This window comes from Coprococcus sp. AF102-57 (assembly GCF_027686195.1).
In the GTDB taxonomy this organism is placed as follows: domain Bacteria; phylum Bacillota; class Clostridia; order Lachnospirales; family Lachnospiraceae; genus Allocoprococcus; species Allocoprococcus comes.
This window is the reverse complement of the sequence record NZ_JAQCSY010000011.1, coordinates 51,142-65,278: the sequence shown is the minus strand read 5'-3', so window position 1 is coordinate 65,278 and position 14,137 is coordinate 51,142. Positions and strand designations below refer to the sequence as shown.

The 14,137-nt window shown below is 43.5% G+C and carries 9 protein-coding genes; 8 read left to right on the top strand and 1 reads right to left on the bottom strand.

The features are described 5' to 3' along the window. Positions 1-11: 11 nt before the first annotated feature. The 8 genes from nifU (at position 12) to PGZ10_RS08810 (ending at position 9,224) form a co-directional block, all read left to right on the top strand. Positions 12-455, top strand: coding sequence for a Fe-S cluster assembly scaffold protein NifU (gene nifU / locus PGZ10_RS08845; RefSeq protein ID WP_008372281.1), 444 nt, complete (start codon positions 12-14; stop codon positions 453-455). Positions 456-478: 23 nt separating this feature from the next. Beyond that, positions 479-1,558, top strand: a complete 1,080-nt coding sequence (gene mnmA / locus PGZ10_RS08840) for a tRNA 2-thiouridine(34) synthase MnmA (protein ID WP_117556678.1) — start codon at positions 479-481, stop codon at positions 1,556-1,558. Between the two features lie 110 nt (positions 1,559-1,668). After that, complete coding sequence (locus PGZ10_RS08835) at positions 1,669-2,472, top strand: histidinol-phosphatase HisJ family protein (protein ID WP_270541168.1); 804 nt, start codon at positions 1,669-1,671, stop codon at positions 2,470-2,472. Positions 2,473-2,609: 137 nt separating this feature from the next. After that, on the top strand, positions 2,610-3,623 hold the full coding sequence (gene gap, locus PGZ10_RS08830) for a type I glyceraldehyde-3-phosphate dehydrogenase (protein ID WP_117834545.1): 1,014 nt from the start codon (positions 2,610-2,612) through the stop codon (positions 3,621-3,623). A 244-nt stretch (positions 3,624-3,867) separates the two neighbouring features. Next, positions 3,868-5,061, top strand: a complete 1,194-nt coding sequence (locus PGZ10_RS08825; RefSeq protein WP_022220114.1) for a phosphoglycerate kinase — start codon at positions 3,868-3,870, stop codon at positions 5,059-5,061. Between the two features lie 41 nt (positions 5,062-5,102). Then, entirely contained in the window at positions 5,103-5,852 is a 750-nt protein-coding gene (gene tpiA / locus PGZ10_RS08820; RefSeq protein ID WP_008372272.1) for a triose-phosphate isomerase, read from the top strand. 149 nt (positions 5,853-6,001) lie between these two features. Next, positions 6,002-7,540, top strand: a complete 1,539-nt coding sequence (gpmI, locus tag PGZ10_RS08815) for a 2,3-bisphosphoglycerate-independent phosphoglycerate mutase (RefSeq protein ID WP_117556684.1) — start codon at positions 6,002-6,004, stop codon at positions 7,538-7,540. A gap of 379 nt (positions 7,541-7,919) precedes the next feature. Further along, positions 7,920-9,224 carry an aminotransferase gene (locus PGZ10_RS08810; RefSeq protein ID WP_055248298.1) on the top strand — a complete coding sequence of 435 codons (1,305 nt, stop codon included), beginning with the start codon at positions 7,920-7,922 and terminating at the stop codon, positions 9,222-9,224. Positions 9,225-9,811: 587 nt separating this feature from the next. Here the strand turns inward: PGZ10_RS08810 and PGZ10_RS08805 are convergent. Then, positions 9,812-14,053 carry a 2-hydroxyacyl-CoA dehydratase gene (locus PGZ10_RS08805; protein ID WP_270541166.1) on the bottom strand — a complete coding sequence of 1,414 codons (4,242 nt, stop codon included), beginning with the start codon at positions 14,051-14,053 and terminating at the stop codon, positions 9,812-9,814. Between the last annotated feature and the right edge of the window lie 84 nt (positions 14,054-14,137).

Below are 14,137 nucleotides of genomic sequence, written 5' to 3'. Positions count from 1 at the left end.
AGGAATTTACAATGTATACAGAGAAAGTAATGGATCATTTTCAGCATCCGCGTAATATGGGAGAAATCGAGAACGCAAGCGGAGTGGGTACTGTTGGTAACGCCAAATGTGGTGATATCATGAGAATCTACCTTGATATTGATGATAACGGAATCATCAATGATGTAAAATTTAAGACATTCGGATGTGGAGCGGCTGTTGCAACAAGCAGTATGGCGACAGAACTTGTAAAGGGAAAACATATTTCAGAAGCAATGCAGGTGACAAACAAAGCCGTTATGGAAGCACTTGACGGACTGCCGCCGGTTAAAGTACACTGTTCTTTACTGGCAGAGGAGGCAATCCATGCAGCGTTGTGGGATTATGCAGAGAAGCACGGGATCAAGATCGAAGGACTTCAGAAGCCGAAGAACGATATCAGTGAAGGTGAAGAAGCAGAAGAGGAAGAGTATTAGAATTTTCTACTGGAGAAAAGAGAATGGCAAAAAAGAAAGTGGTAGTCGGAATGTCGGGGGGCGTCGACTCATCGGTAGCGGCTTATCTTCTGAAAGAACAGGGATATGATGTGATCGGTGTTACGATGCAGATCTGGCAGGATGAAGAATCAAAAATACAGGAAGAAAACGGCGGATGCTGTGGACTCAGCGCGGTAGATGATGCTAGAAAAGTTGCGGCACAGATCGGCATTCCGTATTATGTGATGAATTTCAAGAAGGATTTTCAGGAGAAGGTAATCGATTATTTTGTGGATGAATATTTGCATGGCCGGACACCAAATCCGTGCATTGCGTGTAACCGTTATGTAAAATGGGAATCTCTTCTTACACGGAGCATGGAGATCGGAGCAGACTATATTGCAACAGGTCACTATGCGAGAGTAGAACAGTTGCCGAACGGACGCTATGCGATCCGGCATTCGGCAACCTGGTCAAAAGACCAGACCTATGCGCTTTATAATCTTACCCAGGATCAGCTGAGAAGAACGCTGATGCCTGTCGGTGAATACGAAAAAGACCAGATCCGCGAGATCGCAAAAGAGATCGGATTGCAGATTGCGAACAAACCGGACAGTCAGGATATCTGTTTTGTATCCGATGACGATTATGCATCTTTTATTGAAGAAGAAAGTAACCAGAAAATCCCGGAAGGTAATTTTGTAACACCGGACGGAAAGATCCTGGGACGGCATAAAGGAATCATCCACTATACGATCGGACAGAGAAAAGGACTTGGACTTTCTCTTGGGTATCAGGCATTCGTGCTTGAGATCCGTCCAGATACGAATGAAGTTGTGATAGGGACGAATGAAGATCTGATGACGACGCGGGTCCGTGCAAATAAGCTGAACTTTATGACAGTAGAGGATCTGGAAGGTGAGATGCGCGTATTTGCCAAAATCAGATACAACCATAAAGGGGATTGGTGCACAGTCCGCAAAACGGGAGAAGATGAGATAGAGTGCATCTTTGAGACACCGCAGAGAGCGGTTACACCGGGGCAGGCACTGGTACTGTATGATGGAGATTATGTACTTGGAGGCGGAACAATTCTGGGATAGCTCAGAATTGTTCTGCTTTTTGGTATATTGGGACCGTACTGCAATCCAACAAATGATTTGCGGGAAAGCCGGGTGGATTTACACATGAAGAATGACAAGGAGGGCAAAATATGAGAGCGGACTGCCATATGCACACTTATTTTTCCGGAGATTCAGAGGCAAAACCGGAAGATATGGTTCTTGCAGCAATCGATAAAGGACTGGAAGCAATCTGTTTTACGGATCATGAAGATATTGATTATTTTTGTGATGATATTGAATTTGTGTTTGATCCGGAAACCTATTTTAAAGAGCTTGGAGCACTGAAGGAAAAGTATAAAGAGAAGCTGGATATCCGGATCGGTGTGGAGTTTGGACTTCAGCCACACCTTGCGGAGAAAGCAAAAGCATTTACCGCGGCAAATCCGTATGATTTTGTGATCGGATCCATGCATGTGGTTGGTGGGAAGGATCCTTATTATCCTGAGTTCTTTGAGGGAATTTCGGATGAAGAGGCCTACCGGATGGCACTTCGGGAGACAATAGCCGATATCAGGGCTGTAGCGGATTTTGATGTGCTCGGACATCTGGATTATGTGGTACGTTATGGAAAACATCGGGAACAGGAATATTCTTACGGCAGATTTGCGGATGAAATAGATGAAATCCTGCGGTATCTTATTGAACACGGAAAAGGGCTGGAAGTCAATACGGCAGGACTGAAGTATGGCCTTCCTTTTGCACATCCGCATCCGGATGTGTTAAAAAGATACAAAAAGCTGGGGGGAGAGATCATCACCGTCGGCGCAGATGCACATAAACCAGAGCATGTAGGGTATGATTTTAACATAGTTGACAATATTCTCGAAGCATGTGGCTTTAAATATTATGCAGAATTCATAAAAAGGGCCCCGGTTTTCAGAAAAATAAAGTGAAAAAAGGGGATTGAATTTTTGTTCTGAATTTAGTACAATAAATTACAGTTGATAAATCTTAAACAATGATAAGATTTGTCAAGAAAAATGTAACTGTTATATACAGTAATACAATTTATCTTTAGGAGGACTAAATCATGGCAGTAAAAGTAGCAATCAATGGATTTGGACGTATTGGACGTCTTGCATTCAGACAGATGTTTGGAGCAGAGGGATTTGAGATCGTAGCAATCAACGACCTTACATCTCCTAAGATGCTGGCTCACTTATTAAAATATGATTCAACACAGGGAAAATATGAATTAGCTGATAAAGTATCTGCTGGAGAAGACTCCATCACAGTAGACGGAAAAGAAATCAAAATCTACGCTAAAGCTAATGCAGCTGAACTTCCATGGGGAGAAATCGGAGTAGATGTAGTTCTTGAATGTACAGGATTCTACACATCTAAAGCAAAAGCTCAGGCACATATCGATGCAGGTGCTAAACACGTTATCATTTCTGCACCAGCAGGAAATGACCTTCCTACAATCGTTTACAATGTAAACCATACACAGCTTACAAAAGATGACGCAATCATTTCTGCAGCTTCTTGTACAACAAACTGTCTTGCACCAATGGCTAAGGCTCTTAATGATCTTGCACCGATCAAATCTGGTATCATGTGCACAATCCATGCTTACACAGGTGATCAGATGACTCTTGACGGACCACAGAGAAAAGGTGATCTGAGAAGATCTCGTGCAGCAGCAGTTAACATCGTTCCTAACAGCACAGGAGCAGCTAAAGCAATCGGACTTGTTATTCCGGAACTTAACGGAAAACTTATCGGATCTGCACAGCGTGTACCAACCCCTACAGGATCTACAACAATCCTTACAGCTGTAGTTGAAGGAAACGTAACAGTTGAACAGATTAACGCAGCTATGAAAGCAGCTTCTAACGAATCATTTGGATACAACGAAGATCAGATCGTTTCTAGCGATATCGTAGGAATGAGATTTGGTTCTCTCTTCGATTCTACTCAGACAATGGTACTTCCGCTTGACAACGGAACAACAGAAGTACAGGTTGTTTCTTGGTATGACAATGAAAACTCTTACACAAGCCAGATGGTAAGAACAATCAAACACTTCGGAACATTACTTTAATCCGTAACGTTTGTTTGGACAGGCTGAATTGATTCTTACTGGAATATTCCAGAGTTAGACTCAAGCAAGGGTCCGGTCTACATGGACCGGGCTCTTTTATTTAACAGGAAATTCTGATGGAGCTTCCTGCTAAATAAAAGGCACTATGTGCCCAAGATGTGTATTCGTGTGAAAACGCAGATTGTCGCAAGCAACTGCGCTCAGCACATCCCATTTAAACGAAATGTAAACAGGAGGCAGGATTATGCTTAACAAAAAATCTGTAGATGATATCAATGTAAAAGGGAAAAAAGTCCTTGTAAGATGCGATTTTAACGTACCGCTGATCGATGGAAAGATCACAGACGAGAACCGTCTTGTTGCAGCACTTCCTACAATCAAGAAACTGATCGCTGACGGAGGAAAAGTAATCCTCTGCTCACATCTTGGTAAACCGAAGGGAGAACCGAAACCGGAGCTTTCTCTTGCACCGGTTGCAGTAAGACTTTCAGAACTTCTCGGACAGGAAGTAAAATTCGCAGCAGATCCTGAAGTAGTAGGACCAAATGCAAAAGCAGCAGTTGAAGCTATGAAAGATGGAGAGGTAATCCTTCTTGAAAATACACGTTACAGAGCAGAAGAAACAAAGAACGGAGATGAATTCTCTAAGGAACTCGCTTCTCTTTGTGATGTATTCGTAAACGATGCATTCGGAACAGCTCATCGTGCACACTGCTCTAACGTTGGTGTTACCAAATATGTTGATACAGCAGTTGTAGGATATCTTATGCAGAAAGAAATCGATTTCCTTGGAAATGCAGTAAACAATCCGGAAAGACCGTTCGTTGCAATCCTTGGTGGAGCTAAAGTTTCAAGCAAGATTTCTGTAATCGAAAACCTGATCGATAAAGTAGACACTCTGATCATTGGTGGAGGTATGTCTTATACATTCAGCAAAGCACAGGGCGGAACCGTTGGAAAATCTCTTCTTGAAGAAGATTACTGTGAATATGCACTGAACATGATTCAGAAAGCTAAAGACAAAGGCGTAAAACTCCTTCTTCCGGTAGACAACGTAATTGCAGATGATTTTTCAAATGATGCAAATATCAAAGTTGTTAAAGCTGGCGAAATTCCGGAAGGATGGGAAGGACTTGACATCGGACCAGAGACAATCAAGATCTATGCTGACGCTGTAAAAGATGCAAAGACAGTTGTATGGAACGGACCTATGGGTGCATTCGAGATGCCGAACTTTGCAAAAGGAACAGAAGAAGTCGCAAAAGCACTTGCTGAGACAGATGCAGTAACAATCATCGGTGGTGGTGATTCGGCAGCAGCAGTTAACCAGCTCGGATACGGCGACAAGATGACTCACATCTCTACAGGTGGCGGAGCTTCCCTTGAATTCCTTGAAGGTAAGGAACTGCCAGGTGTAGCAGCTGCTAACGATAAATAAGCAGCGTCTGTAATTAAGATAAAATAAGGGAGATTATTGCAATGGCAAGAAAGAAAATTATTGCAGGTAACTGGAAAATGAATATGACACCTTCAGAGGCAGTAGAGCTTGTGAATACACTCAAATCTCTGGTTGTGACAGAAGAGGCTGACGTGGTATTCTGCGTACCGGCAATCGATATCATTCCGGTTGTAGAAGCTGCAAAAGGAAGCAACATCCAGGTTGGAGCAGAGAATATGTACTTTGAAGAAAAAGGTGCATACACAGGAGAAATCTCTCCGAACATGCTTACAGATGCTGGTGTTAAATATGTTGTTCTCGGACACTCTGAAAGAAGAGAATACTTCGCAGAGACAAACGAGACTGTGAATAAAAAGATGCTGAAAGCATTTGAACACGGACTTACACCGATCATGTGCTGTGGAGAAACTCTTGAACAGCGTGAACAGGGTGTGACAATGGACTTCATCCGTCAGCAGGTTAAAGTTGGATTCCAGAATGTAACAGCAGATCAGGCTAAGACAGCAGTTATCGCTTATGAGCCAATCTGGGCAATCGGAACCGGTAAGACAGCTACAACAGAGCAGGCTCAGGAGGTTTGCAAAGCTATCCGTGAATGTATCGCTGAAGTTTATGATGAAGCTACAGCAGAAGCAATCCGTATTCAGTACGGCGGATCTGTAAATGCAGCTACAGCACCGGAATTATTCGCTCAGCCGGATATCGATGGTGGACTTGTAGGTGGTGCTTCTTTAAAACCGGATTTTGGTAAGATTGTAAACTGGAAATAGTCAATTATACCAAGGCGCAGGCAGAAATGCCTGCGTTTTTCAGCTGTCAAAGTTTTAACAAGTGCTTGCAAGCATATATAAAATCATGTACAATATTTAACTGAAAGAGAAATCAAACGCTTTAAGACAAAATGAAGGAGTGTAAGACGATGAGTAAAAAACCAACAGTTTTGATGATCTTAGACGGTTACGGTCTGAGAGATGAAAAGAAAGGCAACGGTATTGCAGAGGCAAACACACCGGTTATGGATAAATTAATGGCTGAATATCCGTTTGTAAAAGGAAATGCAAGCGGACTTGCTGTAGGACTTCCGGACGGTCAGATGGGTAACTCGGAAGTAGGTCATATGAATATGGGTGCAGGACGTATTATTTACCAGGAGCTCACCAAGATCACAAAAGCAATCGCTGATGGCGATTTCTTTGAAAATAAGGCACTTCTTGCAGCCTGTGAAAATGCGAAGAAGAACGGTACAGCTCTTCATCTGATGGGACTGGTATCTGATGGTGGTGTACACAGTCATATTACACATATTTATGGAATTTTGGAACTTGCAAAGAGACAGGGGCTGGACAAAGTATATGTTCACTGCTTCCTTGACGGACGTGATACACCTCCGGCATCTGGAAAAGAATATGTTGAACAGTTAGAAGCAAAGATGAAAGAAATCGGTGTAGGTGAAGTTGCAAGTGTTTCCGGACGTTACTATGCAATGGACCGTGACAACCGTTGGGACCGTGTAGAAAAAGCATACGCAGCACTTACACGCGGCGAAGGTGACACAGCAGCATCAGCAACAGAAGGAATCCAGGCTTCTTACGACAAAGAAGTAACTGACGAATTCGTAGTACCATTTGTAGTGACAAAAAACGGTACACCGGTTGCAACTGTAAAAGACGGAGATTCTGTGATCTTCTTTAATTTCCGCCCGGATCGAGCAAGAGAAATCACCAGAACATTCTGTGCGGATGATTTTGACGGATTTGACAGAGGAGAACGTATCAAGACAACTTATGTATGTTTTACAGAGTATGATGAGACAATTCCAAATAAAATGGTTGCATTTGTAAAAGAAGGCATCACGAATACATTTGGCGAATTTCTTGCAGCAAACAACATGACACAGGCAAGAATCGCCGAGACAGAGAAATATGCACATGTTACCTTCTTCTTTAATGGTGGAGTAGAAGAACCGAACAAGGGAGAGGACAGAATCCTTGTCAAATCGCCTAAGGTTGCAACTTACGATCTGAAGCCGGAGATGAGTGCATATGAAGTATGTGACAAGCTTGTAGATGCAATCAAAGCGGACAAGTACGACGTAATCGTAATTAACTTTGCAAACCCGGATATGGTTGGCCATACCGGTGTAGAAGCAGCAGTGATCAAAGCAATTGAAGCTGTTGATGAATGTGTAGGAAAAGCAGTTGATGCAGTGCAAGAAGTTGGTGGACAGATGTTTATCTGCGCTGACCACGGAAATGCAGAACAGCTGATCGATGAAGAGACAGGAGAACCATTTACCGCTCATACAACGAACCCGGTTCCGTTCATTCTTGTAAATGCAGATCCTGCATATAAGCTTCGTGAAGGCGGATGCCTTGCAGACATCGCTCCGACGCTGATCGAGCTGATGGGAATGCAGCAGCCAGCAGATATGACTGGAAAATCATTATTAGTAAAATAGTAAATATATTTGCCCGGAATCATGAAAATGGTTCCGGGTGTTTTGTTGTCAGAAGAGCAAAACATACTGCAGGAGAAAAGAAAATATGCTGCATATAAATCTGATCTACTCTTTTTGAAAAGCATTGAAATGGAAAAATGCATGAAATGAAAAACAAAAATTCAAAAAAACACATTTAAATCAACAAAAATCACGATATATCATATTTATATGCAAGAATTAGTTGACGAAAAATCATTTTTCCTATATACTTACTACTTGTAGTGAGTTTTGATGTTGTCAAAACAGCTGAAAGAAACTGCAGATGGCAGATTTCGGAAGTATAAAGTACGGCAAGAAACACACAATGATTAGTTGATGATTATGGGAGGTTTTCAAGATGACTGCATATAGAGATATGAGTAGAGAAGAACTGCTTGAATTAAAGAGCAGACTGGAAAAAGAATTTGAAGATGTTAAAGGAAAAGGTCTGAAACTGGATATGTCCAGAGGTAAACCGTCCAAAGCACAGCTTGATCTTTCTATGGGGATGATGGATGTACTTAAGAGCACATCAGATCTTGTCTGCGAAGAAGGAGTAGATTGCCGTAACTATGGAGTGATCGATGGAATCAAAGAAGCAAAACAGCTTCTTTCTGATATGATGGAAGTACCGAAGGATAATATTATCATCTTTGGTAACTCCAGCCTGAACGTAATGTATGATACTGTTGCAAGAGCGATGACACATGGTATCATGGGAAGCACCCCTTGGGCAAAGCTTGACAAGATAAAATTCCTGTGCCCGGTACCTGGATATGACAGACATTTTGCAATCACCGAACATTTTGGAATTGAGATGATCAATATTCCAATGACGTCGGATGGACCGGATATGGATCTGGTAGAGCAGTATGTGGAGAATGATCCGGCTGTAAAAGGTATCTGGTGTGTACCGAAATATTCTAACCCACAGGGAATCACTTATTCTGATGAAACCGTACACCGTTTTGCGAAATTAAATCCAGCGGCAGAAGATTTCCGTATTTTCTGGGATAATGCATATGGAATCCATCATTTGTATGAGGATAAACAGGATTATCTGATCGAGATTTTGATGGAATGTAAAAAAGAAGGACATCCGAACATGGTTTACAAATTCGGTTCTACTTCCAAGATCAGCTTCCCGGGTTCTGGTATTGCAGCAATTGCAGCATCCGATGAAAACCTTGCGGAAATCCGCAAGATGATGTCCGTACAGACCATCGGTCATGATAAATTAAACCAGCTCAGACATGCGCGTTTCTTCGGTGATATCCATGGAATGGTTCAGCATATGAAGAAACATGCAGATATCTTAAGACCGAAATTTGACACCGTATTAAGTGTACTGGAAAGTGAGCTTGGCGGACTTGAGATTGGTTCCTGGATAGCACCGCGAGGAGGATACTTCATTTCCTTCGATGCGTTGGATGGATGTGCCAAAGCAATCGTAGCCAAAGCAAAAGAAGCCGGATTGATCATGACAAAAGCGGGAGCAACCTTCCCATACGGAAAGGATCCAAAAGACAGCAATATCCGAATTGCACCGTCCTTCCCGACACCAGAAGAACTGGAAGTTGCAGCACAGGTATTCGTACTCAGCGTAAAACTGGTAAGTATTGATAAAATTCTTGGCGAAAAAGTAGAAGTCGAAGAAGCTTAATATATGTGAGAAAACAGTGGACTTTCCCGAAAGGGAGTCCGCCGTTTTTTTAAATAAAGGTTGTGTGGTCGATTTTACAAAAGAAAGTCCTCCAATTCCATTGTGCAAACCATTCCGATGAGCCTCTTAGGGCGGGAAGCGTGTTCAGCAAAGGCTTCCACGCTTCCTGAGTCTCATCTACATTGCACAAAAAGTGAATTGGCGGACTTTCTTTTGTAAAATCGACCGTTTAACTGTACTGGTAAAAATGACGGTGCTGAATTCGGAGAGAAAAAACTGTAAAGAAAGATATTACACTAATCTTCCCTTCCGACTGCAATTCCCTAAATCCTAGTCCTCACCACCCAAAAAACTTTCGCATATGTAAAACAAAGTTACCAATATACAGACCAGAGGAAACAAAGTACTCCCTCACATGAATTTGCACTACGGAGTTCAAGACTCAGGAATCGTGGAAGCCTTTGCTGAACACGATTCCTGCCTTAAGAGGCTTGAACGAAGTGGTTAGTGCAACTGAATGTGAGGGAGTACTTTGTTTCCTCTGGTCGTCTTATTGCAACCAAATATATTTTACATATCCTAAAATTCTACATCTTCTTCTGCGCAGTCGAAAGCATCAGTTTGATGCGGTTCAGCTGGTTTACTTCGCTTGCTCCCGGATCATAATCGATTGCAACGATGTTGGATTCCGGATGACGGCGGCGCAGTTCTTTAATAACACCTTTTCCGACTACGTGGTTTGGCAGACAGGCGAAAGGCTGTGTGCAGACAATGTTTGGTGCACCGCTGTGGATCAGCTCCAGCATTTCTCCGGTAAGGAACCATCCTTCACCGGTCTGGTTTCCAAGAGAAACAATTTCTTTTGCCATCGAAGCCAGGTGTTCAATATGTGATGGTGGATCGAAGCGTTTACTTGCTTTTAATGCATCGACGGCAGGCTTGCGGAACCATTCCAGAGCCTTGATTCCGAGATTACCCTTGCGGGCGGTTGATTTCTTCATGCCGAGATGTTCTGCTTTAAAGTTTGTATTGTAGAAGCAGTAGAGCAGGAAGTCGGTCAGATCCGGAACCACGGCTTCGGCACCTTCCTGTTCAAGAAGATCTACCAGGTAGTTATTGGCAGCTGGAAGGAATTTAACAAGGATTTCTCCGACAACTCCGACACGTGGCTTTTTGACATCTTTTAATGGAAGAGAATCAAAATCTTCTACGATCTGGCGGCAGAGACGCTTAAACTCGTGTCTGCTTGGATAACCTTTCTTGATAAATTCGATAACTGTCTTTTCCCATTTCTTATGCATGGTATTGGCAGAGCCTGGAACAGCTTCATATGGGCGGACACGGTACAGGCAGCGCATGAAGAGATCACCAAATATCAGACCATACACACCTTTCAGTACAAGTGGAAGGGTGATCTTGAATCCAGGATTGCTTTCAAGCCCGCTTAAGTTGATTGAAATAACAGGGATATGTCCGTAACCGGCTTTTTTTAGAGCACGGCGGATAAATCCGATATAGTTGGAAGCACGGCATCCGCCACCGGTCTGCGAAATAATGACAGCCAGGTGGTCGGTGTCATATTTGCCGGAAAGGATAGCCTCCATGATCTGTCCAACTACCATCAGAGATGGGTAGCAGGCGTCATTGTTTACATATTTAAGACCCATGTCAACTGCATGCTTGTTATCATTTTTCAGTACTTCCAGTTTGTAGCCTGCTTCCTGGAAGGCTGGCTCAATCAGTGAAAAATGGATCGGTGACATCTGTGGACACAAAATGGTATAGGTTTCTTTCATTTCCTTTGTAAAAGGAATTTTTTCGATATTTGCCGGACGAATGGTGCGCTCCATATGCTTCTGCTCGCGGACACGGATGGCTGCGAGCAGAGAACGGATACGGATACGTGCAGCACCCAGGTTATTAACCTCATCAATTTTGAGAGAAGTATAAATCTTGTCGGAACCGGTCAGAATATCTGCAACAGCATCGGTTGTTACGGCATCAAGACCGCATCCGAAAGAGTTCAGCTGGATCAGATCCAGATCATCTCTTGTCTTTACAAAATTGGCTGCTGCGTACAGTCGCGAATGATACATCCACTGATCCATAACGATCAGCGGTCGTTCTACCGGATTCAGATGGGAGATGGAATCTTCCGTCAGAACGGCAAGTCCGTAGGAGGTGATCATCTCCGGGATACCGTGGTTGACCTCCGGATCGTAATGGTATGGACGACCGGCAAGCACGATGCCGCGGGTTCCTGTCTTTTCCATGTAAGCGAGAGTTTCTTCACCTTTTTTGCGGATGTCCTGACGGCATGTGGCAAGCTCTTCCCATGCAGCATGAGCGGCATTTTTGATTTCTTCTGCCGGAAGATTCTTTGCAGAAGTAAATTCACGGACCAGTCCGTCTGTGATTGTCTCTTCGCTTGTGAGGGCGAGGAATGGATTCATGAAATCCACTTCACCGTGTACGATCGGATCCATATTATTCTTGATGTTCTCCGCGTATGAGGTGACGATCGGGCAGTTATAATGATTGTCGGCATCGGCAAATTCACCACGTTCGTATGGTATACAAGGGTAGAAGATAAAGTCTGCACCCTGGTTGATCAGCCACTGTACATGTCCGTGCGCCAGCTTTGCCGGATAACACTCGGATTCGCTCGGAATAGATTCAATACCAAGTTCATAAATCTTATGTGTAGAAGCAGGAGAGAGTAACACATGATATCCCAGTTTTGTGAAGAAAGTAAACCAGAACGGATAGTTCTCATACATGTTGAGAACTCTTGGAATACCAACCGTTCCACGTTTTGCTTCGGATGGATCTAATGGCGTGTAACCAAAATAACGTTCATTTTTATAAGCGAAAAGGTTTGGCACATCACTCTTTGCTTTCTCTTTTCCAAGACCGCGCTCGCAACGGTTTCCGGAAATAAAACGACGTCCTCCACTGAATCTGTTGATGGTCAGACGACAGTTGTTGGTACAGCCGTTACATTTTGCCATTGAGGTTGTATAGGTAAGTTCATTGATTTCATCAATGGAAAGCATAGTTGTATTTTTGCATTCTTTGAAACCATAGCGTTCTCTTGCAATCAGTGCAGCCCCAAAAGCACCCATGATTCCTGCAATATCCGGACGGATTGCCTGACATCCGGCGATGGTCTCAAAGCTTCTGAGTACGGCATCATTGTAGAATGTACCACCCTGTACAACAATTTTTTTACCAAGCTCAGATGCATCGGATACCTTGATAACCTTGAAAAGAGCATTTTTGATAACCGAATAAGCAAGTCCGGCTGAAATATCGGATACTTCAGCACCTTCTTTTTGCGCCTGTTTTACCTTTGAGTTCATAAATACGGTACAACGGGTACCGAGGTCAATCGGATGTTTCGCAAAAAGTGCTTCATGTGCAAAATCCTCTACGGTGTAGTTCAGGGATTTGGCAAAAGTCTCGATAAAGGAACCGCATCCGGAAGAACATGCTTCGTTGAGCTGTACGCTGTCTACAGTCTGATTCTTGATCTTGATACACTTCATATCCTGACCACCGATATCGAGGATACAGTCTACATCCGGTTCGAAGAAAGAAGCGGCGTAATAGTGAGATACGGTTTCAACTTCGCCTTCATCCAGAAGAAGTGCGGCTTTAATGAGCGCTTCTCCGTAACCGGTTGAGCAGGAGTGAACGATCTGTACGCCTTCCGGAAGCTGGCTGTAAATATCCTTGATCGCACCGATGGTCGTACCAAGAGGATCACCGTCATTGCCATGGTAGAAGGAGTACAAAAGAGTACCGTCTTCTCCGACCAGAGCGGCTTTCGTGGTGGTAGAACCGGCATCGATTCCAAGGTAGGCATTACCGCGGTAGCTGGCAAGATCACCAACCGGCACCTGATGCTTTGCATGGCGGTTCTTAAATTCATTGTAATCTGCTTCACTGGAAAAGAGTGGCTGCATACGCTCAACTTCAAAGTCCATTTCAATATGGGCATCCAGCTTTTTCTGCATCTCACCAAGAGAGGTGACTACATCCTTTTTAGAGTTCAGCGCAGAGCCGACGGCTGCAAAAAGATGGGAATACTTTGGTGCGATAATGTGTTCGTCATCCAGCTTGAGAGTACGGATAAACGCTTCTCTCAGTTCAGAGAGGAAATGAAGCGGTCCACCGAGGAAAGCAACATGTCCGCGGATTGGTTTTCCGCAGGCAAGACCACTGATGGTCTGGTTGACGACTGCCTGGAAAATAGAAGCAGACAGGTCTTCTTTGGTAGCACCGTCATTGATCAGCGGCTGGATATCTGTCTTGGCAAATACGCCACAGCGAGCTGCAATCGTATAAAGTGCTTTGTAATTTTTGGCATATTCGTTCAGACCGGTTGCATCTGTCTGGAGAAGGGACGCCATTTGATCGATGAAAGATCCGGTACCTCCGGCGCAGATTCCGTTCATACGTTGCTCAATATTTCCATTTTCAAAATAGATGATCTTGGCATCTTCGCCGCCCAGCTCGATCGCTACATCGGTCTGTGGTGCATAATCCTGAAGAGCGGTGGAAACGGCAACAACCTCCTGGACAAAAGGTACATCAAGGTGCTTTGCCAGAGTAAGACCACCTGATCCGGTAATCATTGGAGATACCTTGATCTGACCGAGCTTGTAGATAGCACGGCCAAGCAGATCAGAAAGGGTTTCCTGAATATTGGCGAAGTGACGCTCGTAATCAGAAAACAGAACATCATTATTACTGTCCAGAACTGCGATTTTAACAGTTGTAGAACCGATGTCAATCCCCAGGGTATGTAATTCTGTCTGATTCATGATTTAACTACTCCTTATTACAATTTAAAAATTTGTCTGTGTTTTTACCTATTAAATGTAGTTCGCAGAGAACTACAGTATCTT

Excerpts from the sequence above, each read along its gene's own strand:
- nifU (WP_008372281.1), top strand. The coding sequence starts at position 12 with ATGTATACAGAGAAAGTAATGGATCATTTTCAGCATCCGCGTAATATG.
- mnmA (WP_117556678.1), top strand. The coding sequence starts at position 479 with ATGGCAAAAAAGAAAGTGGTAGTCGGAATGTCGGGGGGCGTCGACTCA.
- PGZ10_RS08835 (WP_270541168.1), top strand. The coding sequence starts at position 1,669 with ATGAGAGCGGACTGCCATATGCACACTTATTTTTCCGGAGATTCAGAG.
- gap (WP_117834545.1), top strand. The coding sequence starts at position 2,610 with ATGGCAGTAAAAGTAGCAATCAATGGATTTGGACGTATTGGACGTCTT.
- PGZ10_RS08825 (WP_022220114.1), top strand. The coding sequence starts at position 3,868 with ATGCTTAACAAAAAATCTGTAGATGATATCAATGTAAAAGGGAAAAAA.
- tpiA (WP_008372272.1), top strand. The coding sequence starts at position 5,103 with ATGGCAAGAAAGAAAATTATTGCAGGTAACTGGAAAATGAATATGACA.
- gpmI (WP_117556684.1), top strand. The coding sequence starts at position 6,002 with ATGAGTAAAAAACCAACAGTTTTGATGATCTTAGACGGTTACGGTCTG.
- PGZ10_RS08810 (WP_055248298.1), top strand. The coding sequence starts at position 7,920 with ATGACTGCATATAGAGATATGAGTAGAGAAGAACTGCTTGAATTAAAG.
- PGZ10_RS08805 (WP_270541166.1), bottom strand. The coding sequence starts at position 14,053 with ATGAATCAGACAGAATTACATACCCTGGGGATTGACATCGGTTCTACA.